Raw genomic sequence first — 23,149 nt, 5'->3', positions numbered from 1 at the left:
GGTCTGGGCCCGGGCCGCTATAGGCGGGGAGTCACATCCAGCGAGGTGATGGTCGTCATCCTGGTTACCATCCAGCGAGCATGATCACGCTTCATGATCAGCCGGTAGGACAGGTACTTCATTGCCGGAATGTTCTTGGTCAGCGGGCTAGTGGTGGTGGTATTCGTGTAGACGATGGCGACCGCATTAGGGCCGTCCAGCGATTCGACCGCGACGCCGGTGACCTCGGTACTGTTGGTTATTTTGGCCTGTTTGTTGGGAGCCACAATCGCGTCGACGAACTTGCGGTACTGGGCGCCGAAGTCGCCACTGAGGTAGGTCGCCGCGCGGTCGGCGAGGCTATCCATGTTCTCTGGCGTGTAGGTCCACAAGGTGGTGATCGCGTTGGCTGCGGTCCGTGCCACGTTGAGCTTGATTGCGACGGTGGCGCGATCGGCCAGGTATGGCTGCACGGTTGCGCCCGCAAATGCCGCGGAACCGACGAACAATGCGGCGATCACCGCAATCACCAAAGCGAGCCGCCTACCGGTCGATTTCTTCTTCGGAGCGCCGCCCTCGGCCGCCGGGTCAGCTTCGGCGTCAGCCGGTTCGGCGTCTGTTTCTTCTTCTGCGACATCCGCTTTCGTGGTGTCGTCGGTCCCCGTGGCGGCGTCTTCGGAGGATTCCTCCCCCCGCGCCTCATCGGTCAAATCACCTGTAGCAGGTTGCTGATCTTCCACTGATTCCCTTCCTGCCGAGCCGTCGCCGTCCAACGATTCGTGCTTTCGAACACCTGCTTTCCGTCCGGCGACTTGGAGGTCACTTGGGTAGCCACTAATACATTGGCGCTGCCGTCGTCGTTCCACCGTTCCACGCCCGCGTCGAGGACCATGCCAGTGGCCGGCTCGGCTCGAGCCACCTGGAGCAGGATTTCGTTCTCCTTCTCCTGGTACTGCTTAGCGAAGTCGCCGGTCGCCTGCGCCAATACCCGGGCCACATAGTCGTTGGCATGATATGGATCGATACTCGTAAAGCCCGCCATGAACCATTCCACGTAGTCGACCACCTCGCGGTCTTTCGCCGCGGCTCGCCTATCCGATTCATGGCCGATCAACATCAAGGTGGATACCGTCAGCGCCGCGGCCATGACCAGCGCGGCGATGGTGGCCGCGAGCGCTAACCCGGAATACCGCGGCGGTGGCGGGTGCGCGATGAGCAGTTGCCCCTCGCCGGGCCGAAACTTGCGTCGAGGACTCATTTTCCATCCCCGGGCGGTTTCGGTTTGGTCAGCACGGTGAGGTCGTCAACGCGCCACTGGTCGTGCCGGTCTTTCGCAAAGCTCACGCGGACGGTTGCGCTGATGTACCGCTGGTCCGGCGGTACACCCCGCCGGCCCTGCATGAACAACAGCATGGTGGCGCGATCCGGAGTCGCCGACTGTACCGAACTGCCGGTCACCCAATATTCGTTGATGACCGGGTGGCCTTTCTCCACGGACTCCTGCTGCGCGACCAGCTGTCTGCGATATTTGTTGGTGGTCAGCGACTGAGCGCGGGCGAAGTCCTCGCGCAACGTCTTTGGGTCGTACGTCAGCATCTCGGCGACCATTTTCGGCCCTTGTGTGGAAATCTCTGCGCGAGTTTGGTCGGTCGCCCGTTCCGACGCATACACCAAGGCGTAGCTCACGCTGGCACCGTCCAGACATAGCACCGCCGCTGTCAGCAGGGCCGCCGCGGTCCACCGCCGTACCTTGAGTGGCTGCTCGTGACCTTCGACGCGTCGCACCTCGGTGCGCAACAGCATGTCGGCGAAGGTGCGGTGCCGGGAATCCCACAGCGGCCATAGCCAACCCACCAATACCGGTGCGGTGTCGAGCAGGTGGGCTAGATCTCGCAGCAGCAACGCCCATGCTCCGGGCGCTGCCCCATCGCCGCCTGTCACCGCGATCCCATACAGGGCGCGTCCCAAGCTCCATCCGGTGATGGTCGGTAACAGCAACCGATTGACTAACACCAGCAGGATGACGGCCCCGAGGACGGACATGGCTACCCACCACCACGCGCTGCGCGGCGGGAGGGTCAATGAGACCACTGCCATCGTCGCCGCCACGGCCATGCCGGGCGCCACGTCAACGACAAATGCGCAGGCGCGCAAATTCCATGGCGCCAAGTCGTTTTGGGCTAGGTCTTGAATGGCCGCAGTGGTGGTCTGGGTCTTTTCGACCACCACCGTCACTTCGTCACCTGGTCGAGTTTAGAGATCTTGTACTGGCCATCCGCAAGGGTCATTCGCACGCGTAGCCGGTAGCCGGTCTCCTGCCCCTGCACCTGATCGCTATTCACCTTGACGCGCAGTGCCACGAGCACGTCGACCGAGCCGTCGGTGTTGTTGCGTTCAACGGCCGCTCGCATATCGGACACCTGAACGTGCACGTTTGAGGCTTGATAGGCCTGTACCAGCATGCTGCTATACAACAGGGCTTGAGTGCGGTAGGCATCCGTGCCGCAGTCGATGATCTTCTGTTCGCTGGCCGCCATGCTGTTGGTGTCCGGCGCCTGCGTCGCGGCCACGCAATCCTTGGCCGCCTGAAGCGCCTGAGCGTCGTAGCGCGCGATGTCTTGGCTTTCTTGATGGGAACGCCACGCGAAGTAGCCGCCCGCCCCGATGGCGCCGGCAATGAGGAGAAGCACCACGCTGATACCGGCCAACCAACCACGGCCCAACCGCGAGGGCCCCCGCTCAACACTGGTCTCCGCGCTGTCGGCAGCCTCGTCTTCGTCGGATTCTTTCGAATCCTCGGCCGTCACCTCGGTGCTCGTCTGGTCGGCTCCGGCCTCGGATTCTTTCGAATCCTCGGCCGTCACCTCGGGGCCCAACGAATCATTCGCGTCGATGGGGTTCAGCCGGCTGGCGCCAGCATCTCCTTCCATCCGTCGTCTCCTGTTTTGGTCGAGTTTTCGACGGAGTACTTGACTCCATCGGGCCCTACCAGTTCACCGCTCTGGGGACTGTATACCGCCGTGGGAGGCCCGTTCGGAGTGTAGACACACGGATTGGGCTGCTGTCCGTTGCATTGCACCGTGCCGGAACCGGGGCGCTGCAGTGGATCGCTGATCGGAGGCGGCGTCCCACCCGGCGGTAGCCTGTCGGCCGGTGCCGGGTTCAATCCGTTGTTCACCGACGGCGCCGGGATCACCATGCCTGGCCGCACCGACTGATCACAGCGCGCCGCGGGCGCGGGGCAGGTCAGGAGCTGGTTCGGGTCCCCATACCAGGGATTGGTCCCCGCCGGCTCGTACGGCTTGGGGTCGCGGCACTCCCGCGGCGTGGCCGCACGCTTACCGGGGACATCCACACACGGAATGTTTCGCGATCCGCGGACGCTGTTGGCCGGCGTGTCCATCGGAATCTTGCAGTAAGTGCCGGTCGGTAGCGGCACCAGGCTGGTGTCCGCAAAAGAGCGCCACTGCGACGCCGGAATGAAGCCGGTCAGACACGGCGGTGGCTGGTTGATTGCCAACGCGAGGTCGAGCGCAGCCATATTCGGGAACGGCGCGGCGACCGTCTGCGCGATCGAAGCACCCTGCGGCAGAAACACCAACACCTGTTCAAGTCCGGTGTGATATCGCTTGAGCATCTCGATCACGACCTCGAGATTCGCCAGCGTCTGTGGCAGCGAATCGCGCACATCGGTGAAGACCTCGTTCACCTGGTCAGCGGTGGGCGCAGCCTGAGTCAGAATGCTTTTCAGGTTCTGGTCCCGTTCCGCCGTCTGCGCTGCCAACACGTTGAGGTTGTGCGCCCAGCGCTCGATGGCGCTGCCCGAGTTGACCTGACTGTCCAGGATCGGTCCGGAGTGCTGGATGATGTCGTTGATGTCCGTGATTTGATTGCGGAAATCGCCAACGATCGCCTGAGTGGCGTCGGTCAGCCTTTGCAGCCCGGGTCCCAAACCGCCGACGGCTTGCGCTGTCTCGTCAAGCAACTGCCCGATCTTTTCCTTGGGCAACACCTCAAGCCCGCGGTTGGCGGTGTCCAGCGCCGGCCCGATTTCACTTGGCACCGTGTTCTTGCACGCGGGCCCCGGGCCGCAGGTGATGGTCTGTCCGGATGAGTAATACTTGCCCGGATTCCCGGTCGATACCAGGTCCAGGTACTGCTCACCAACCGCCGAGACCGAGTGCACGTTGGCCGTCGCATCGAGAGGGACCTTGTACCGGCTGTCAATGCTCATCGTCGCCCGCGCACCCTTTGGGGTCGGCTCGACGTCGGTGACCTTGCCGATGGTGATGCCGCGATAGGTCACGTTGGCCGTCGGATACAGACCGCCCGACGCGGGTAACTCTGCCGTAAGCGTGTACCGACCGACCCCCACAAGACTGGGAATCTGCAGGTAGTACACGCCAAGCACCAGCAGCGCGACCACGGTCAAGGTCCCGAACAGGTACAGCTGGCGTCTGATGAATGGAGTCAGCATTGGCCTCGCTCCGCCCTCTCAACCAGCGGTCCGCCCGGAGCGTCGTTCGGGTTAGGCGTGTACCGGACGTCGGGGATCATCGTCTCGGGGTCGCGCCCAAACGACTGCTCGAGCGCGCGCAGGGCTCCGGAAAATCCGGTACCGGTGAGGAGTGCGTTGTCCATGGCACTGTAGGTGACGTCGATAACGGCCGACACGTTTTGGTAGTCACCGCGGAATATCTTCGGAACGGCGTCTATGTCGAACGGCTGGGTGAGAATCAGCTTCAGCGCCCCGAGCAAATACGGCGACCCACGGCCGAGTTCTCGCAACGGGCATTGCAGCGATTGCAGGTCAGTATGGAGGTTGCTGCGCGCTTCCTCGAGGTACTGGCCGGCTTGCTGACTGAGTCCCCCAATCGCGTCAACGGCGTTGATCAGCAGGTTCTGGGTCTCGGCGAAATGCTTGATCAGCGGCGGGAAGTCAGTCAGCACCCGATCCAGGACGTCCGCCCGTTGGCCGACATAGACCAGCAATCGGTTGGTGGAGTCGATGGCGTGGGTGATGTCGTCGCGTTGCTCATTGAGCTGTCTGGTAAAGGTGTCCAGCTTTGTGAGGAAGGCCCTGATCTGGTCGGCCCGCCCGTGGAAGATGTTGTACACCTCGTTCTGCAGCACTTCGAGATTTGGGATGCCGCCGCCGCGAATGATCAGGGCCAGGCTGGCCAGCGTCTGCTCGGTATTGGGAAACGCGGACGAATTCTTCAGGGGTATCGTGTCGCCGTTCTTGAGCAGTGCCCCTTTATCTGGCGAGTGCAGCTCCACATGCTGCGAACCCAGCAGACTGGTCTGTCCAATCTTGGCGAGGGTGCCCTTCCTCAGCTGGACGCCCTTGTCGATTCCCAGCGTCAGGGTTGCCACCCAGTTCTTCAGCTCGATCTTGTGTATCGAGCCCACCGTCACATCGGCAACCATCACCTTGCTGTTGCCGTTGATCGCCAGGGTGTCTGGCACCTGCACGTAAAGGGTGTAGGCCCCTTCACCGCTGCCCGGACCACCCGGAATAGACACGTTGGAGATTCCGCGCCACCCACACGAACTCAGCACCATCGCGACCACGAGCAACACCAGGCCCTGCCAGCCACGGTGCCGCATTGTTCTCAGTACGCGCATCACTGGCCTCCTGCCTCAGCGGGCAGCGGTGCGCCGACTGGCGCGGGCGCCGGCCCTGGGGCGGGCGTGGGAGCGACCGGACCCGGGACCACGCCCGGGGCCGGCGGCGGCGGCGGTATCGGCACCTGAGCCTGCAAGCCGATCGGCGGCAGCACCGGGTACTCGTCGTACGCGTTCGGCGGTCCGGGCGGAGTCTGCAAGGTCGATTGAACGGGCTCGATGTCGGGGCCACCCATCAGTTCGGCCAACGATTCGGGCGTCATGAGGCCGGCGGTGATTGGGCCTACCTGTTGTCCTTGCATCCCCGGGGCGACAATCCAGCCCTGTTGGGTGTTGCGGTGCGACAACGGTGTATCCGGCACCCAGATGCCCGGCACCGTCGTGTCCTTATACCCGTTCGGCGGCTGCAGGCGCGGCTCGGAGTACGCGACGTGCTTGGGAAGCACCTCGGCGGTGTTGAACGCATTCAAGCCGAACGGGAAGTAGTTGAACTTGATCGCGTCGAGGACCGGCGCCAGGTATTGCGCACACAGTTCGGCGGACTCTTGATAGCCAAGCCGGCTGCCGGCCTGAATCGAGCTGCAGATGAACTGCATCGGGTTCGCGAAGCTCGTGATCTCCGGAACGGCGACGACGGAACCGTGCGCCGGATGGTAAATCTGGTTGACGTTCGACGCCGCAGTCGGGAGGACGTGCAGGGCGGTCTCCACCCCGTTGAGAGGCTCCGGTTGAAGTAGCGTGTTGGTCACGTCAGCCAGGTTGTTGACGTCGTGGGCCAGCACTTCGCGGTTCTTGTCGAGGAACGGGCGGATGGTGGTAAGCAGGCTGTCGAACTGCTGTAGCGCATTGGCGAGGTCGCGGTCGGAACGGGTGAGTCGAGTGGTGAAGTCCGCCAGGTTCTCGTTCAGCGCAACGAACTGCTTGTCATCCTGATGCAGCGCGTTGACGAACAGCGCTAGGCTGCGCACCACCGCAAAGAAGTCGCCGCGACCCTCGTTCAACGCGGTCAACGCCGCCGACAGGCTGTCCAGGGTGGTGTTGATCTGTTTGCCTTTGCCGGCTAGCCCGTTGGCGAACGATTCAATGACCTCGCCGAACGGCCCCTTTGGCTGTTGGTCGCTCGGGCCGAGTTTGGAGATGATGTTGGTGATGCTGTTGCGGAGCTCGTCCCACTCCACCGGCACCCGGGTGCGCTCGATCGGAATCACCGTGTTATTGGCCAGCACCGGGCCGCCTCGGTACGGCGGCTCCAGCTGGAGCGTGCGCGACGCCACCAGGGTGGGGTTGAGGATCACCGCCTGCGCATTTGCCGGCACCTTGTATTTGTTCTGGTAGTGGAAGGTCACCTTCATCTTGTCGCCGGCCGGCTCGATGCTATCGATCTTGCCCACCTGCAAGCCCATGATCTGGACCTTGTCACCCGGGTACAGGGCGTTGGCAGCCGGGAAGTAGGCAACCACGGTGTTGTTCGTCAGCTTCTGGTAAAGCTGCCAGCCCACGAACACGGCCACCAGACCCAGTACCACCACCAGTGATCCGATGATGACCGCTGCCCGCGACATCTTGGGCAGGCGGATGTTGCGGATGTCAAAGATGGTGCTCAATTCTGGCTACCTCCCGTCTCTCCGCTTCCGCCCGTCCCGCCTGGCGTGATGTACGGGGCGGGCAGCTGCGGCCCAGGCCCGGGCGGTGCGGGCGGAGCCGGCGGTAGCCCCGGGGCGAACGTCGACGGCGGCGGCGTCGGACCAGCAGGTCCCAGAGGCTCGGTGCGGGCACCCGGCGGTGCGTTCGGCGGCAGCGGCACCGGTGTCCCGACGACGTCCGGCGGTGGGTCGCCCGGCCGCCCGGCGATCGGAATACCCGGGCCCGGCTGCAGGCCGTTCGGATTCGGTGGCGACACCTGGACATCCAGCGGCGCCGGGAAATTGGGGCCACCAAACGGGCCTTGGAGCACACCCGCACAGGGCAGCGGATCCTCCGGCCGGGGCAGCGCGCCCGCCGCCGGTGTGTAGGAGCATGGCGATCCGGGCGGCACAGCCGGGCCGGGGTGTTCCGGCGTGCCCTCTAGCACCAGCGGCGGCGGAGGCGGTGCGCCGTTGGGGAATCGGGTGCCGTTGGGGTCGGGGAACCGGTACGCCGGCAGCCCCGCGCTGCGCCAGAACTCTTCGGGATCGATGCCACGCTTCTTGAACGCGGCATCGATGAACGGCTGCAGAATCTGACCCGGGACCAGGTTATGAATGACCACTTTGAAGAATGGTCCGGACGCGATGGACTCATTCAGCGACGGGAGGAATGCCCCCACCTGGACGAGACCCTTAGCCAGGTCGTCCTTGCGCTCAACCAGGAGGTCGCTGACTATGCGCAACTGTTCCAGCACGTGATTCAGGTTCGGGTTGTCGTTGATCAGATTCTGTACTTGGGCCGAGAACGAAGCGACGTTCGCCAGCAACGCGTCGATGGCGCGCCCGCGTTCTTCGAAGGCGGCCAGCAGTGTCTTGGCATTGACCAGGAGCCGATCCACCTGTGCGCTGCGGTCACCTAGGACGCTGGCGACCTGGTTGGCCTGGGCAAGCAGATGCTTGATCTCCTCGTCACGCTTACCGATCGTGTCGGAGAACTTGGCGACGCCATCGAGCGTCGCGCTTAGGTGCGGATAGGTCTGATCAATGGTCTCCGACAGCACGTGCAGCGACCGCTTGACGGTGTCGATGTCCCAGCCGGTAGCGGCTTTGGTGACGTCGAAGAATGCGTCGTAGATCTGGTAGGGAGTGGTGCTTTGACCCAGCGGCAGGGTGCCCCCCGGCCGCAGCGGCTGGTTGCCGCGCGCCTCGATCTCAAGGACCTTTTTACCGAGGATGGTGTCGGTGCGGATCGCCAGCCGGCTCTCGGTGCCGATGGTGTGGGTTCCGATCGAGAACTTAATCAAGATGTGGTCACCGTCGATGGTGAGCCCCTCGACCTTGCCCACATCCATACCGGCGATTCGAACCTTGTCGCCTTTGTTGAGCTGACCGGAGTCGGTGAACTGCCCGTAGTAACTGGGCCTGGCCATCAGCATCGGCACACTGGTAAAGCTTTGGCCCACTCCGATGACGAGCAGCGTCACCACGATGCCCATGAGCCCGATTCGAAGCCGATTGGGGGGTTCCAGTGTTCTCATTGCGGCGCGCACCTACCCGTCGGCTGCGAGAAAAGCCGGACCGTGCGGACCGGGCCACCAGGCTGCAGCCCGTTGATCTTGAGGCTGATGTCGCAGGAGTAGAAATTCACGAAGTCTCCGTAGGAGCCGATGGCGCGGCCGATCATGTTCAGCGCAGTTGGCAGCTTGTGGAAGTAATCGTTGAGCTCCTGCCGCTGATCGATCAGCGGCTGCTGAACGGCGTCCAGGTAGTTAACGGTCCGGTGTAGCAGAGAGCGGTTCTCGGCCAGCAGATCGGCGACCGTTCCTGCGGCATTGCTGACGTGCGCGGTCCCGCCGGCGAGCGAGTCGTCGTGGTTTCGCAGCCCGGTGATCAGAATCTCGAGGTTGTTGACCGTCTGATCAAAGTCCTTGCGGTGCCGAACCGTGGTGTCCAGGACGGTGTTCAGGTTCTTGACCACCTCGCCGATCGCCTGGTCACGCTCGGCGATCTGCGAGGTCAGCTGCGCGGTGTTGTCGAGAATGTTGTTGATAGTGCCGCCCTGACCCTGGAACACAGTGATCAATGCCGAGGTAATGGTGTTGACTTTGTCCGGGTCCAGGGCCCGGAACAGCGGCTTGAAACCACCAATCAGCGCATCGAGGTCCAGCGCCGGCGACGTACGCGACAGCGGGATGAATCCTCCGGGCGGCAAGATCTTGTCAGCGCCTTCGCCGGTGCCGCGCTTGAGCTCCAGGTAGCGATTGCCGATCAGGTCGAGATAGCGGATCTGGGCGGTCGTCGACTGATAAAGGGGCACCGAGCGGTCGACGTCGAAATCCACCCGCACCCGTTTGCCGCCGTCGATCAGCTCTACTTTTTTGACCTTGCCGATCTCCACACCCGAGGCGCGGACGAATTGGCCGTTGCGCAGCCCGCTGATGTTGCTGAACTCGGCGGAATAGCCATTGGTGCGGTCGAAACGGAGCTGACCGAACACGATGATGATCATCACGCTGAAGAGCAGCAGCACCACCGAGAAGATGCTGAGTTTGACTAGAGTGCCGGTGATTTTCATGGGTTGATCGTGTTATCCCCTACTTGACGGCCCCAGACGTACTCGATTACATACGGAGAGCCGACTTCCAAGTGGTTGTACGGCGCAATGCTGTTGCCGGTGTCCATGACCAATTCGGGCGCCGGCCAGAAATCATGGGTGATTTGCTGCCAGCAGCCCGGTGCACCCCCTGGCCCACCGTGGGCGTTCACCCGCGGCAGGTTTTCCGGATAGATGTAGGGATTCGGCCCACCGCCGACCACACCGGCGGCCAACCCGCCGACCTGTGAGAGCAACAGCGGTACCAGCGATACCGGGTTCAGCATCAGTCCCAAGCCCGATAGCACCTGTGAATGGCTGTTAAGCGAGTAGCCGTTGCCGCCGAGGAACTGGTAGGCCTTGGGCTCGATGTCGTGGTAGTTGCGCAGCGTGCAGTACAGCTCTGGGCTATAGGTGTCCAGTAGCTGAGCGGTGGGCACCAGGTCGGCGGCTCCACGCGCCAGATACGGCCCGCCTCGGGCGAAGATGTCCTCGCCGGTGTTGCCGAACCCGACCGCCGCCAACAACGCTTGGTCCAATTGGTGTTGCTGCTGGTTGATCGTGCGGGCGGTGGGTACCGAATTGTTGAGGAAGTCGAACAAATCCGGCGCCGCATTGGCGTATACGTCGCCTAGCGCGGCTAGCTGTTGGATGTCCCGACGGGCCTGGGGCATCTGCGGGTTGAGGTCGTCCAGGATCGCGTTGCCATTGACCACCGACTGTCCGAATTTATCGCCCAACCCGGCCAGCGCTTGTGCGGCCGCGCTCAGGGTGAGGTTCAGCTTGACCGGATCGACCTTCTCCGAAATCGAGGTGATGGTCTGGAACAGCGTGTTGATTTCCGTCGTCACACCGACGGCGTTGATGGTGCTGCTGGGTGTGAGGTGCCCCTTGGAGATGATGTTCCCCTCGGCGTCTCTCGGCGTTACCAGCGACACATACTTGCCGCCGAACACCGTCGTCGCCTTGATCTGGGCGTCCACATTTTCCGGAATGATCGACAGATACTGCGGATACACGTCCAGTGTGAACTTGGCGGCGGGCTTACCGTCGGGACGCGTGATTTCGGTAATCTTGTCGACCCGGCCGATCTGCACGCCGTTATAGGTGACCTTCGACCCTGGATCCATCACCAAGCCCGCCCGGTCGGACAGCATGGTCAACTTGACCTTTTCCGTGAAATCTCCGCGGAACTGGATGTACACCAGGGCAAGCACCAGAAGGAAGGCAACGCCCGAAACCACACCCATCGTCTTGTACGGCGGGTTTCTAACCTTGTTGATCTTGCCTGGACTCGTCATGGCGCTACACCGTTAGAGCGAAGTTGGGGTTGACGCCGTACAGCGCCAACGCGGCACACAACACGACAACCTGCACCGAGACCAGCGAGAAGCGCATCGATCGCCCGACGGCCTCGCCTACGCCGACGGGCCCGCCGCCGGCGTTGTATCCGTAGTAACAGTGGGTGACCATCACGATCGCCGCGATGATGACGGCCTCCAGAAACGACCAGAACACGTCGTCGGGACGCAGGAACGTACGGAAGTAGTGCTCGTAGGTGCCGGTCGACTGTCCGTACAGCACTGTCGTGACGACCTGCGGGGAAAGGAAGGACATGATCATCGCCAGGGCGTAGAGCGGGATGATCACCACCAGCCCGGCGATGACCCGGGTGGACGTCAGGTAGGAGACCGACTTGATGCCCATCACCTCCAGGGCGTCGATCTCCTCGCTGATCCGCATCGCTCCGAGCTCGGCGGTGGCGCCGGCACCGACCGTGGCCGCCAGTGCGATGCCGGTGACGACAGGGCCGGCAATACGCACGTTGATCAGCGCCGAGAAGAACCCCGTGAACGCCTCGACACCGATATTGCCCAGCGACGCAAAACCCTGGATGGCGACCAGCGAGCTGCCGGACAGCGTCACAAAACCCACGATTGCGGCGGTGCCGCCGACGACGGCCATCGCACCGGTGCCCATGCCGATCTGGGCGATCAGTCGCAACGTTTCCTTGCGGTAGTAATGCAGCGCGTGCGGAATCTGCCCGATGCTCGTCAGCACGAACCAGGCCAGCTGCCCCGTCTCGTCCAGTCCTCGGGTGACACTGCCGGCGTAGCGGTTGATATTGGCAACTGCCCGTGGAAAGCGGGCGCGAACGACTGTGCCTGTCGACATTTCAGTGCCCCGTCCCGAATCGCACACCGATCGTGGTCAAGATGACGTTGACCGCGTACAAGGCGACCACGCACAGCACCACCGTCTCGTTGACGGCGGTGCCCAGACCTTTGGAACCGCCGCGGACGGTCAGACCGCGGTAGCAGCCGACCAGTCCGGCGATGAGGCCGAATGTCGCAGCTTTGACCATTGCGATGATCACCTCGGGCAGGCCGGTGATCGTGGTCAGCGTCGCGAGGTAGGCACCGCCCGACACGTTCTGCAGGTAGACACCGAAGAGATATCCGCCGACCAGGCCGACGGTGATCACCAAGGCGTTGAGCAGGGTGGCGACGACGGTCGCGGCGATGACCCGAGGCACCACGAGTCGGTGGATGGGGTCAATGCCGAGCACTTCCATCGCGTCGATCTCTTCGCGGATGGTGCGGGCGCCCAAGTCGGCACATATGGCGGTCGAACCGGCACCGGCTACCACCAGCACGGTGGTCAACGGACCGAGTTGGGTGACGGCACCGATCGCCGCGCCCGCGCCCGAGAGGTCGGCGGCGCCGAACTGCGCCAGCAAAACGTTGAGCGTGAAGATAAGGAGAACTGTCAGCGGGATCGAGACCATGATGGTCGGCAGCAATGCGACCCTCATGATGAACCAGCACTGCAGGATGAGTTCGCGCCATTGGAACGGTCGGCGGAATAGCGCCTTTCCGGTCAGCACGCACATTCGGAAAAACCCGCCGACCATCGTCAGCGGTGTCTCCAGTTGGTCGCGAAGGTAACCCATCAGGTGCGGACGCGTCGACGTGGTCACCGTTGCCCCCTCACGCCGTCATTACGGGTGTCGCGCGCGGTGCGGCGTCGCGGCCGAGCATGTCGCACGCCTCGCCCCCTCGCCGCTCCGCGGCTGGGGGTACCCCCACCTTGCCGCAATCCAATATGTGTGACCGTCGGCTCCCTACCCGCAGGTAGTAACGGAGACCACAGGAATGTACCTGATGGCCCGTCAGGTGTGAACCGCATCCTCACAATTAACCCTTCGTCAACAGCTAGCAAACGTTACGAGTTCGTCAGCTCCCCTCTTCCTCCGGTAAATCGGTTGAAACAGCACGTTTTCGAGAATCATTTGAGCTTCCATAGCGCATCCGCAGTTCAGTCTTGAGCACTTTCCCGGCGGGGTTGCGCGGCAGCGCATCCACGATCTCGAGCGCCTTGGGGTGCTTGTACCGCGCGAGCCGCTCGGTCAGGTACTCATCTAGCTCTTCGATTCGAAGGTGCCCGCCTGTTACAGCCGCGACCGCGATCGGCACCTCACCCCACTTCTCGTCGGACCGTCCAATGACCGCGACCTCGACGATGCGGGGATGACCGGCAAGGACGTTTTCCACCTCGGCGCAGTAGATGTTCTCGCCGCCGGAGATGATCATGTCCTTTTTGCGGTCGACCACCCAGACGTAGCCATCGGAGTCCATCCGCACGAGGTCCCCGGAATGAAACCACCCGCCCGCGAACGCTTCAGCCGTGCTCTCCGGGTTATTCCAGTAGCCGCTCATCAATGTCGGTGCGCGGTAGACGATTTCACCCACCTCGCCGACGGGTACGTCACGCATATTGTCGTCGACCACCCGTGCGGCCACGGTCGGGATGACTTTGCCGACCGATCCGCGCTTGGCGATCGCGTCCTCGCCGAGCAGCATGCAGGTGACCGGCGACATCTCGGTCTGGCCGAACGCGGCCAGAATCTGGGTTCCGGGAAAGACTTCCGACATCTGCCGTAGCAAGGTATCCGGCGCCGGCGCCGCCCCCCACGACATCACGCGCAGCTTCAAGTCACGTGGTCTGGCTTGCTGCTCGGCGCAAACGGCCTGCCACTGAGCGGGAACCAAGAAGATGCCGGTGACCTTCTCGGCCTCCAGCACATCGAGCAGCTTGCCGGGATCAAATGCCCCAAGCGGATAGATCACCGTCGGGATGCCGAGCAGCATCCCGGTGAGCATGTTGCCGATTCCGGCGATGTGGAACAACGGGACGCCGACGAAGCCGACGTCGTTATTCAGGTCGACCCCGCTGGTATAAAGCATGGTCATCGTTTGGCCGGTCAGATTCGCGTGGGTGAGCACGGCGCCCTTGGGATGGCCGGTGGTGCCCGAGGTGTACATGATCAGGGCCGGCGAGTCGTTGGGGATGTCCGCCGGTTCGGGCGCATCACCAGGCTCAGTTGTTAGGTCGTCATAGCCGAGCACACTGTCGTCGGTTGAGCCACCGGCTACGGCGATCACGTTCACCGTTGGCTGAATGTCGCGGACATTGGTGGCCACCGGGGCCAGCACCGCCTCGGTGATCATCACCCGCGCCCCGCAGTCCTCGACCAGGAATGCGATCTCAGTTGGAGTGAGCCGGAAGTTCAACGGGACTGCGATAGCCCCCAACATGTTGGCGGCCAGGACCGATTCGACGAACTCGGTGCGATTGAGCATCAGGATCATGACCCGATCGCCGAAGCCGACCCCGCGGCGGCTCAGTGCGCCGGCCAGTGCGGCAACCCGGCGCCGCAGCGCAGCCCATGTCACGGTGTGGCCCACAAACCTCAACGCCGGCGCGTCTGGCTGCATCATCGCGTGCCGCTCGAGCTGGTTCACCCAGTTCTGCCGCCGAGCAAGGTAAGGCTGCTCGGCTACCCGTGTCAGGTGACTGGCCAGTTGCGCGGTCAACTATGCCTTCCCTTCACTTGCGCACCGCTTGCGCCAGGTTGATATTTGATAAAACATGGTGTTGTCTGGGTCACATTATGGCCTCGACGGCCCAAAGACAAGAGCCCCAAACTAGACCGCTAAACACCCGCCAAGCCCCGGAAAGCCCTGGCAGGCCACGTGAACGCTCCCCTCTCCGCGCAGCCGCGTAGCCGAAGACCGCTGCGCCGGGCACAGCTGTCCGACGAAGTAGCGGGACACCTGCGGGCGTCGATCATGTCGGGGAAGTTGCGTCCGGGAACGTTCATCCGCCTCGACGAGACCGCGGCAGAGCTCGGGGTTAGCGTCACGCCGGTTCGGGAAGCCCTGCTAAAGCTGCGCGGTGAAGGCATGGTGCAGCTGGAGCCGCACCGCGGCCACGTTGTGCTGCCATTGACCCAGCAGGACATCGCCGACATCTTCTGGTTGCAGGCCACAATCGCCAAAGAACTTGCCGTAACGGCCGCGGATCGAATCACCGACATCGAGATCGCGGAACTGGACCGCATCACGGATGCGCTGGCTCGGGCCGTCGAATCCGGTGACGCCGAGACGATCGCGGCGTGCGAGTTCTCGTTTCATCGCGTCTTCAATCAGGCGAGCGGGCGGATCAAGTTGGCCTGGTTCTTGCTCAACGCCGCGCGCTACATGCCGGCTCAGATATACGCCGCCGATCCACAGTGGGGTGTGGCCGCGGTTGACAATCACCGATTGTTGATCGCCGCACTACGCCGGCGCGACGTAGCAGCGGTGGTTGAGCACACCGTCTGGCAGTTCACCGACGCCGCCCAGCGGCTGACCAAGACCCTGGATACGACGGGAATCTTTAGCTGAGCTGAATGGTGGCGACCCGCTGCACCCGGCTACGCCGCGCTTGCGATCGCCACGAAGCTAGCTAGCCAGTTAGTTGCTCCGCGCGCTGCTTGACGTTTTCCGCGAGTTGCTCGAGCACATTGTTGAGGAGCATCTTCACCATTGGCGCGGGAACCGGCATGCTGGGCTCGACATCGATATCTACGGTCAGCAAACTGTTGGCGCCACTTTCCACCACACTGAACAGCTGCTCCTGCTTGGCGAATAGATCACCTTGCTGCATCACGGTTTGAATTTGGTTCTCACCCGGGTAGTACACGGCGTGGATATAGACGCCTTCAATGCCTTGGACGGCGGTGTCGAGCCGCACCTGGCTGGGACGCCCGTCGTCGTAGCGAGCGAGCACCCAAGCGCCCTTTACCCCTTCGTTCCATTCCGGGTACCGCTCGATGTCGGCGACGATGGCCATGATCGAAGCGGCATCCGCGCCCACCTCGACGGTCTTGCTCAAAACTGGCATTGGCGAAGCATACTGGTGCCAAACTCAGTCGTTCACACAGGCGGTTGCCAGCAGTGATCGGATGGCATCGGGAATGGGGACCGGCTTGCGGGTGACCCGATCGACATAGACATGGACCCAGTGCCCTAACGCGGTGATCGGTTGCACGTCGCTTTCTTGGTCGACCCTGAATACGCCGAGCCGATAGGTGACACTGCTGCGTCCCAGTCGCGTCACCGCCAGGCCCACCACGAGGCTTTGCGGGAAGTGCAGTTCCGAGAAGTAGCGACAGCCCGATTCGGCGACGATGCCCAGCGCGGGCGTGTCGAGCGGGTCGACACCAGCACTTGTGTTGATCCAGGCGTTGATGGCGGTGTCGAAAAGCTGGTAATAGACGGCGTTGTTGAGGTGGCCGAACATATCGTTGTCGGCCCAACGGGTGAGCACCGGCCACAGCACCGGAAAGTCACTGCTGGTGAGCTGCTCCGGTTCTAGTGCTGACGTCATGGTTGTATTCCAACATGATTCACATCCGGGGCGCGGTGCTCGAGCACATCGGTCTGCCCCGGCCGTTTGCGTCGACGAAGCCGATCAGCGTCGTCGACGTCGACCTTGCTCCACCCGGCAGCGATGAGGTCCTGATCCGCACCGAGGCGGCCGGCGTCTGCCACTCCGATCTGTCGGTCGTGGACGGTAGCAGGGTGCGCCCAATTCCAATGTTGCTGGGTCATGAAGCCGCGGGAATCGTCGAACAGCTCGGCAACGGGGTCACTGACTTAGCCGTCGGCCAACGGGTCGTGCTGGTGTTCTTGCCGCGTTGCGGTCACTGCGCGGCATGCGCAACCGAGGGTTTGACACCGTGTGAACCGGGTAGCGCGGCCAACAGTGCCGGGACATTGCTAGGCGGCGGAATCCGGCTCGGCCGCAACGGTCACCCCGTGCACCACCACCTCGGCGTATCCGGCTTTGCGACGCACGCCGTAGTCAACCGGGCCAGCGTGGTTCCGGTGCCGCATGACGTACCCGCCCCCGTCGCCGCGCTGCTCGGGTGCGCAGTGCTGACCGGTGGCGGCGCGGTGCTCAACGTGGGCGATCCCAGACCGGGGCAGTCGGTTGCCGTCGTCGGCCTTGGCGGTGTCGGCATGGCCGCGGTGATCACCGCCCTGACCTATGACGATGTCCGCGTTGTCGGCGTCGACCAGTTGCCCGAAAAGCTGTCCGCTGCCCGTCGCCTGGGCGCCCACGAAACCTGTACGCCACAGCAGGCGGTCGACGCTGGCATCAAGGCCGCCGCGGTCATCGAGGCCGTCGGCCATCCCGCGGCGTTACAGACCGCGATCGCACTGACCGCCCCGGGAGGTCGAACCATCACCGTCGGGTTGCCACCTCCGGATGCCCGGATCACCTTGTCGCCGTTGGATTTTGTCGCCGAAGGCCGTTCGCTGATCGGCAGCTACCTTGGCTCCGCGGTGCCCAGCCGCGACATACCTCGGTTCGTGAGATTGTGGCAGTCGGGCAGGCTGCCGGTGGAATCGTTGGTGTCGTCGACAATTCGGTTGGACGACATCAACGCGGCGATGGATCACCTGGCGGACGGCACCGCGGTGCGTCAGCTAATCACCTTCTGAAAGCCCGCAACAGAGCATCACCCTGCAGCGTGAAAGCCGTTGGCTCACCGTCCAGTCCACCAGCAGCGAACCGAAGCCAGGACAGACACGCGGAGATACGTGCAACTCGGTGGATACCCCGGCGCGAAGTAAGCGTTGCGCGTAGTCCACCGCTTCGTCGCAAAGGGATCGACCTCGTTGCAAGTGATCAAAGCCGGTGGCAGACCGTGCAATTGGCCGCGTCTACTGGGAATACCTTCGGGTGTTCCATCTTGTCCCGCCAGGTAATGGCCCCACATCAGCTCCGCGCCCTCACGCCAACACGATCATCTAGCACCGGCTAGTGCAGCCAGGCCGAGTCGGTCATCATCATTTCGGTGGGATTGATTGAGCAGCAAGGGATTCCAGCAGCAGCTAGCGCCTGGCCCTTGAATGCCCGCGCCGCGTCGCTGAGCACGTGCTGCGCTTTGGCCATGCCGCGGTTCACCCCCAGGGGCCAACCGTCGCCCCACAGGGCTACTTCGGTCAACGGGTCGCCCAGGGCCTTGAGCACCCTGTCGCGCACACGATCGTCCGCGGTGAACGCCTCGGCGCTGACGGCCAGCGCATGGCTCGTCGCGTTCATCCTCGACTCCAGATCCTCGGTACCCGCTCCGAGGATGCGCAGTGGGCGCGCATCGCAGCCGTGCGGGAGCAACACCGTCACTTCCCAGCCCGCCATCGCCCGGTCGCAGAGCCACCCCCCGGCGGTACGCACGACGTCGGCGGCGCTGCCTGCAACAACGTCAAGTCGATAGCGCAGACACTCCCCGTCTACGCGGGCCGCTCGCGCAGCGCTTACCAGGCATGTCTGAACACCGACCATTTGGACAGCGTGACATTTTCATGGGAATTTGTAAAGGTCCGGGCGGCTCAGGGCTTGCGCTGCACCTCGAGTTCGGCGAGAACTTCTTCGGTGTGTTGGCCGAGTTTTGGCGCCGTAGAACGGGGCGCACACGGCGTGCCATGGAAATCGGCGGGGGTGGCCACCATCAGGACGCTCGAGTCGCCGTCCGGCACGTCAACGAATCCGCCCGCGGCGTGAAACTGCTCGTCAGCCACGACGTCCTCGATCGTGTTGATTGGCGACCAGAAGAATTCCGGTTCGCCGGCAAAGACTTCCTCCCATTCGGCAAGCGACCTGGTGGCGAAAATCTCGTCGAGCTGCGCAATGAGTGGCACAGCGTTGGCGGCCCGGGCATGCACCTCGCTGTATCGCGGGTCGGTCAACCACTCCGGGTGACCGACGACGCGGCATAGCGCGGGCCAGTGCCGATCGCCCTCGAGGCCCACGATCCAAAACCGTCGCCCGTCGCCGGCGGTGTAGTTGTTCATGCACGGGTTGAACATCGATTCGCGCTGCCCAAGCATGATGGGCTGGCCGGTCATCAGATAGGTGTTGAGGTCAAAGCTGACCGTATAGGCGCCCTGGCGGTATAGCGAGGTGGTCACGAGTTGCCCGGTTCCGGTGCGGTCGCGGGCTAGCAACGCCGCGCACACCGCCGCGACCAGCGTCATACCGGCCGAGTGGTCGCCCATGCCACCCCGCTGGAACGGCGGCGGGTTGCCGCGTTGGGTAAGTAGATCCGCAATGCCGGCGCGGGACCAGAACGCGGCCACGTCGTACGCGGCGCGGTCGGCCTCCGGCCCCGTTTCGCCGTACCCGGTGATCAGGCCGTAGATCAGACGGGGATTGCGGGCGGACACCGTGTCGAAGTCCAGTCCCAGGCGTCGTAACGCCCCAAGCCGCACGTTGGTCACGAAAACGTCCGCGTCGGCTAGCAATTCGAAGGCGGTATCACGGCCGGCATCGGTGGTCAGGTCCAACACGATGCTGCGCTTGGACCGATTGTCCATCTCGAACGGCGGGTTGATCCCGGGCTCACACCCCAGCATCGGGCCGAACAAACGCCCCGGATCACCGGTCGGCGGTTCGATCTTGACGACGTCGGCACCCCAGTCGGCGAGAATTGCCGCGGCGGCCGGAGCTGCCACCCATACGCCCAGTTCGACTACTTTGACGCCTTCTACCGGTCCGGCCATGACTGGGACACTAATCAGCCCTTCCGGATCAAAATGGCGGTGGTTCGTCGTCGGGATCCGGTGGGGCGGGCCCGGTGTAGCTGGTGAGTTCGGCTCGCCGCGTGGCGCGGGCGGCCATGCGGGCGGCGTGGTTTTGGCGGCGTTCGGTGGCGACGCGGTGGGCGCGGTCTTGGGCGCGGGTGCGGCGGCGTTTGGGCATCATCGCGGTGCGCTCACCGCAGTAGTCGTGCGGTAGGTCGACTTCGGGTGCGGCGATGGCGCCGGTGGCGCGACACAGGCTGGGAAACAGCAGCGCGCTGCCCGGCGTGGTGACATACGTGTGTCCCGACGGAGAGGTCAAAATCAGTGTGCCGTCGGGCAATTGCTGTTCGCCCCAGCCCCAGAAGGTTTTCACCAGGTGGTGGGTGGCGCACAGACATTTCAGGTTGGACGCGTGGGTGGGCCCGCCCTGGGCGTAGGGAATCGTATGGTCCACATCGCAGTTGGTGGCGGGCTGGTCGCAGCCTGGCCAACGGCACGTCAGATCCCGGCACCGCACAAAATCAGCCAACGCCCGCGAGGGTCGATAGTGGGGTTCGGGGGCGGCATCGCCAGGGTGGATCAGCGGGACCAGCTTGGCGGTGTTGGCCAGTTCGGCCACTAGTTCGGGGGTGATGAGCCCGTCGGCGCCGATCAGGGAGGCCGGCGCGGTCCCGGTGCCGGTGAGCGTGGCCTGCTCGGCGATCACATGAACGACCACCGGCGAGGCGCCCGGCCGGCCGGCGGCCGCACAGTCCGGGCGCCCACACCGGCACTCCAGCCGATCCGACCCGGCGGCCAACGACCCGGCAGCGTCGGCACGGCGCTGCTCCCGGGTGCGTGGATCATGGGCGCACACCGTGGCCGCCAACGCATTCAACCGCCGATCCAACGCGTGGGCGTCCGCAGTGGACAACCGGCCGCGGATCTCGGAGATACCCTCGACGCAGTCCTCAATCACGATCTCGCGATCGTCGTGGCACTCCTTGCGCCGCCGCACCGCATCGGCATCGGCTTTGGCCACGATCTTGTCCACCTGTGCGGCCAGCCGCTTTTTGGTCAGCGAGGGCCAGCGCCCCACCTGGGCCGCCAACCGCCCATCCACAGCGGCGAGCACCTCGGGGTCGGTGATCAGATCGGTGCGATACACGATCGTCCGAAACATCCGATAGTCGATATCACCGGCCTTAAACACCTCAGCGGTCTGCGGCAGCCGCTCACGCATCGCGCGCGCGTAGCGCAACTGGCTGCCCGCAAGGCCCTGACTGATCCGCAACGCCGCACCCACCTCAGCGCTGACTGCCGCCTCGGTGTCCACCGCCCACTCCTCGGTGTCCGAACACCGCGACAGCCGGTAGGCGAACAACTCCCCGATCGCCACCAACTGCGCGGCCGCCGCCCGGTTTTCCGCGCGCGCGGCCGCACACATCCGATCGATCAGCGCCGCCGACTCCGCCGTGGTCGACGGATAGCACCGCTCGAACATCTCATCAAAGCGAGCGATCACCTCCGACTGTTCGAACATACTTTCGATAGTAGCAGCGAAGGCCGACAAGAAGGGCTCACACCCAGATCGGTGCCACCAAGTTGGGAAACACGCTCACGCGCTTCTTCACCCGCGCCGACGGCACCGGCGCCTTCGTCGTCTTTGGCTGCGGCAACTTCGGCCGGCGCAGGAAGATCGCCAATACAGCACAGCCGACACCGACCGAACCGGCAATGACGAACGCGGCGCGATAACCCCACGCGTCGACCACGAGCGACCCCATGCCGGCACCCACCAGTCCGGAAATCATCTTCGAGCTGTAGACCAGGCCGTAGTTGGCGGCGTTGTTGTTCTCACCGAAGTAGTCGGCGGTCATCGCCGCGAACAGGGGATAAATCGCCCCGCCGCCGAAGCCGGAGACCATCGACGCCAGAAGGAATAGCGGCATATTGCCGATTGAGCCAGAAAAATACACCGCATACTGCGCGACCCCGAGCACCACGCATACGAGGATGAGCGTGTCCCGACGCCCGTAGCGGTCCGAGATCCAGCCGATCACACCGCGTCCGGCGCCGTTGATGAACGCTTTGAGGCTCATCGCAAGCGCCACGATTCCGCCGGCGAAGCCCATCTGCTTGCCGAAGGGCACCTGCATGGCGATCCCAAAGATATTGATGCCCGAGGTGCACAGCAGGACGAACCACATCAACGGCAAGATGCCGGTCTTGATCGCACCCATCGGGCTGTACTGGTTGACCGCTGGCGGATTCTTGCGCAGCGAGCGGCAAATCCGCGGGTCATCGTCGCCGCGGAGCGGGTCCACGTGGGGTGGCCACCAGTTCTTCGGCGGGTCTTTGAAGAAGATGCCGCTCACCGCCACCAGGCCGGCCAGGAAAACTCCGACCACCAGGAGAATGCCCTGGTAGTTGTCCAGGGCCAGGTAGTTGGTGAACAAGAAGATGAAAGGCATTGACCCGTAAGCGAAGCCGCCGTCGACGAAGCCGGTCTTGCCGCCTTTACGTTCGGGATACCACTTCCCGACCATATTGATGCAGGTGGCATAGACGAAACCGGCTCCGGTTCCGCCTAACAACCCGAAACCGACATACGCGAGGACAACGTGCGGCGCGTACGCCAGCGATACATAACCCAGGAGCGCCCCGATCGCGCCGAGCATCATGGCCGTGCGCGCCGACAACCGTCCACTTTCGCGCATTCGCCCCACCGGAAACGCCGCTGCGGCCTGGAAGAGCACCCATATGCCGAGCAGCCAAAAGATATGCACGCCGCGCCAGCCGTGCGCTTCGGAGAGAGTGTCCCGGGTTGAGGTGAAGGCATATTCGGATGAGCTGATGGCCATCATCGCAATCCACGGAAGCCATACCATCCATACCCGTGAGCGCCCCAAGATGCCGCGATCGGTCTCCCCGATCCGATACACCCGGCCGTTTGTATCCACTACCTCGCGATAGCTCACTTGCGTTGGTGCATCCATGCGTGCCGGAATCCCTTCGGGCTTCGTAAAGAGGACTGTTCCGTTCACGCCGATGTGATGAATGGTCTATCGCAGACCACCACGACTACTACTGCAGAAATAGTAGCAGCAGAAAACAATAGCACTAGGAGATCCAGCCGTCCCTGACCGGCGATTACGCAGTCGGCGAGAATCTGTAATGCAAAAGGATTCGGGGACGCATGAGTTTAGTGGCCGGGCATGGCCCGCTCAGTAACGATCCCGCGAGTGGTTCGCTCCACCGATCCCCGACGACGTTATATGTATCGAGCCGCATCCGCGTCGCAGTCAGGCTTTGCGAAACGGCCAAATGGTGATCAATACCGAACGGGCGCTACTGGTACATCGGCGAAATCACCCAGTGAGTTGCGCATTCCCGGCCGACGTGGTCAATGACTTACCCACCGAGCA

21 protein-coding genes and 2 pseudogenes are annotated in these 23,149 nt (G+C 63.5%); 3 read left to right on the top strand and 20 right to left on the bottom strand.

All coding sequences use genetic code 11. The features are described from left to right. Positions 1-17 precede the first annotated feature (17 nt). The 13 genes from AADZ78_RS01610 to fadD5 all read right to left on the bottom strand — a co-directional run bounded on the left by AADZ78_RS01610 (position 18) and on the right by fadD5 (position 14,702). Entirely contained in the window at positions 18-719 is a 702-nt protein-coding gene (locus AADZ78_RS01610) for a mammalian cell entry protein (RefSeq protein WP_085252100.1), read from the bottom strand. Further along, the gene (locus AADZ78_RS01605) at positions 686-1,237 is read right to left on the bottom strand and encodes a mammalian cell entry protein (RefSeq protein ID WP_085252101.1); all 552 of its coding nucleotides are present in this window, start codon (positions 1,235-1,237) and stop codon (positions 686-688) included. The genes AADZ78_RS01610 and AADZ78_RS01605 overlap by 34 nt, the downstream gene beginning before the upstream one ends. After that, complete coding sequence (locus tag AADZ78_RS01600) at positions 1,234-2,214, bottom strand: RDD family protein (RefSeq protein WP_085252102.1); 981 nt, start codon at positions 2,212-2,214, stop codon at positions 1,234-1,236. The genes AADZ78_RS01605 and AADZ78_RS01600 overlap by 4 nt, the downstream gene beginning before the upstream one ends. Continuing rightward, positions 2,211-2,909 (bottom strand): Mce protein, encoded by a 699-nt coding sequence (locus tag AADZ78_RS01595; protein WP_085252103.1) that lies wholly within the window; start codon positions 2,907-2,909, stop codon positions 2,211-2,213. Before AADZ78_RS01595 ends, AADZ78_RS01600 begins: the two co-directional genes overlap by 4 nt. Next, positions 2,879-4,456 carry a virulence factor Mce family protein gene (locus tag AADZ78_RS01590; RefSeq protein ID WP_085252104.1) on the bottom strand — a complete coding sequence of 526 codons (1,578 nt, stop codon included), beginning with the start codon at positions 4,454-4,456 and terminating at the stop codon, positions 2,879-2,881. The genes AADZ78_RS01595 and AADZ78_RS01590 overlap by 31 nt, the downstream gene beginning before the upstream one ends. After that, positions 4,450-5,607 (bottom strand): virulence factor Mce family protein, encoded by a 1,158-nt coding sequence (locus AADZ78_RS01585; RefSeq protein WP_085252105.1) that lies wholly within the window; start codon positions 5,605-5,607, stop codon positions 4,450-4,452. Before AADZ78_RS01585 ends, AADZ78_RS01590 begins: the two co-directional genes overlap by 7 nt. Then, positions 5,607-7,211 (bottom strand): virulence factor Mce family protein, encoded by a 1,605-nt coding sequence (locus AADZ78_RS01580; protein WP_085252106.1) that lies wholly within the window; start codon positions 7,209-7,211, stop codon positions 5,607-5,609. Before AADZ78_RS01580 ends, AADZ78_RS01585 begins: the two co-directional genes overlap by 1 nt. Further along, positions 7,208-8,770 (bottom strand): virulence factor Mce family protein, encoded by a 1,563-nt coding sequence (locus AADZ78_RS01575; protein WP_085252107.1) that lies wholly within the window; start codon positions 8,768-8,770, stop codon positions 7,208-7,210. The genes AADZ78_RS01580 and AADZ78_RS01575 overlap by 4 nt, the downstream gene beginning before the upstream one ends. Continuing rightward, positions 8,767-9,807, bottom strand: coding sequence for a virulence factor Mce family protein (locus AADZ78_RS01570; RefSeq protein ID WP_085252108.1), 1,041 nt, complete (start codon positions 9,805-9,807; stop codon positions 8,767-8,769). The genes AADZ78_RS01575 and AADZ78_RS01570 overlap by 4 nt, the downstream gene beginning before the upstream one ends. Next, positions 9,804-11,126 (bottom strand): MCE family protein, encoded by a 1,323-nt coding sequence (locus AADZ78_RS01565; protein ID WP_085252109.1) that lies wholly within the window; start codon positions 11,124-11,126, stop codon positions 9,804-9,806. Before AADZ78_RS01565 ends, AADZ78_RS01570 begins: the two co-directional genes overlap by 4 nt. A gap of 4 nt (positions 11,127-11,130) precedes the next feature. After that, positions 11,131-12,000, bottom strand: coding sequence for an MlaE family ABC transporter permease (locus AADZ78_RS01560; protein WP_085252110.1), 870 nt, complete (start codon positions 11,998-12,000; stop codon positions 11,131-11,133). Position 12,001: 1 nt separating this feature from the next. Beyond that, positions 12,002-12,805, bottom strand: a complete 804-nt coding sequence (locus AADZ78_RS01555; RefSeq protein WP_085252111.1) for an MlaE family ABC transporter permease — start codon at positions 12,803-12,805, stop codon at positions 12,002-12,004. A gap of 256 nt (positions 12,806-13,061) precedes the next feature. Then, entirely contained in the window at positions 13,062-14,702 is a 1,641-nt protein-coding gene (gene fadD5, locus AADZ78_RS01550) for a fatty-acid--CoA ligase FadD5 (protein ID WP_085252112.1), read from the bottom strand. A gap of 159 nt (positions 14,703-14,861) precedes the next feature. Here fadD5 and AADZ78_RS01545 point away from each other — a divergent pair, with 159 nt between their 5' ends. Further along, entirely contained in the window at positions 14,862-15,554 is a 693-nt protein-coding gene (locus AADZ78_RS01545) for a GntR family transcriptional regulator (RefSeq protein WP_085252113.1), read from the top strand. Between the two features lie 61 nt (positions 15,555-15,615). On the opposite strand, the gene AADZ78_RS01540 is transcribed toward AADZ78_RS01545, so the two are convergent. Beyond that, the gene (locus AADZ78_RS01540; RefSeq protein WP_085252114.1) at positions 15,616-16,053 is read right to left on the bottom strand and encodes an SRPBCC family protein; all 438 of its coding nucleotides are present in this window, start codon (positions 16,051-16,053) and stop codon (positions 15,616-15,618) included. Between the two features lie 24 nt (positions 16,054-16,077). Continuing rightward, positions 16,078-16,539, bottom strand: coding sequence for an acyl-CoA thioesterase (locus AADZ78_RS01535; RefSeq protein WP_085252115.1), 462 nt, complete (start codon positions 16,537-16,539; stop codon positions 16,078-16,080). Positions 16,540-16,553: 14 nt separating this feature from the next. On the opposite strand from AADZ78_RS01535, the gene AADZ78_RS01530 reads away from it, so the two are divergent. After that, entirely contained in the window at positions 16,554-17,660 is a 1,107-nt protein-coding gene (locus AADZ78_RS01530; RefSeq protein WP_085252125.1) for an alcohol dehydrogenase catalytic domain-containing protein, read from the top strand. Here AADZ78_RS01530 and AADZ78_RS28870 read toward each other — a convergent pair. The 5 genes and pseudogenes from AADZ78_RS28870 to AADZ78_RS01510 all read right to left on the bottom strand — a co-directional run. Then, a pseudogene (locus AADZ78_RS28870) lies at positions 17,650-17,953 on the bottom strand (alpha/beta hydrolase fold domain-containing protein); the annotation flags it as partial. The gene AADZ78_RS01530 and the pseudogene AADZ78_RS28870 sit on opposite strands and share 11 nt — an antisense overlap. A gap of 26 nt (positions 17,954-17,979) precedes the next feature. Beyond that, complete coding sequence (locus AADZ78_RS01525) at positions 17,980-18,504, bottom strand: hypothetical protein (protein ID WP_085252116.1); 525 nt, start codon at positions 18,502-18,504, stop codon at positions 17,980-17,982. Positions 18,505-18,551: 47 nt separating this feature from the next. Then, positions 18,552-19,721 (bottom strand): CaiB/BaiF CoA transferase family protein, encoded by a 1,170-nt coding sequence (locus AADZ78_RS01520; protein ID WP_085252117.1) that lies wholly within the window; start codon positions 19,719-19,721, stop codon positions 18,552-18,554. A gap of 28 nt (positions 19,722-19,749) precedes the next feature. Then, positions 19,750-21,264 carry an HNH endonuclease signature motif containing protein gene (locus tag AADZ78_RS01515; protein ID WP_085252118.1) on the bottom strand — a complete coding sequence of 505 codons (1,515 nt, stop codon included), beginning with the start codon at positions 21,262-21,264 and terminating at the stop codon, positions 19,750-19,752. A 37-nt stretch (positions 21,265-21,301) separates the two neighbouring features. Further along, positions 21,302-22,720, bottom strand: coding sequence for an OFA family MFS transporter (locus AADZ78_RS01510; RefSeq protein ID WP_085252119.1), 1,419 nt, complete (start codon positions 22,718-22,720; stop codon positions 21,302-21,304). A gap of 200 nt (positions 22,721-22,920) precedes the next feature. Between AADZ78_RS01510 and AADZ78_RS01505 the strand changes: the two are divergent. Continuing rightward, positions 22,921-23,147, top strand: a pseudogene (locus AADZ78_RS01505) (hypothetical protein); the annotation flags it as partial. Positions 23,148-23,149: the final 2 nt, after the last annotated feature.

Source organism: Mycobacterium riyadhense (assembly GCF_963853645.1).
Classification (GTDB): domain Bacteria; phylum Actinomycetota; class Actinomycetes; order Mycobacteriales; family Mycobacteriaceae; genus Mycobacterium; species Mycobacterium riyadhense.
The sequence above is the reverse complement of the archived record's forward strand: the minus strand, read 5'-3'. Positions and strand labels throughout refer to the sequence as shown.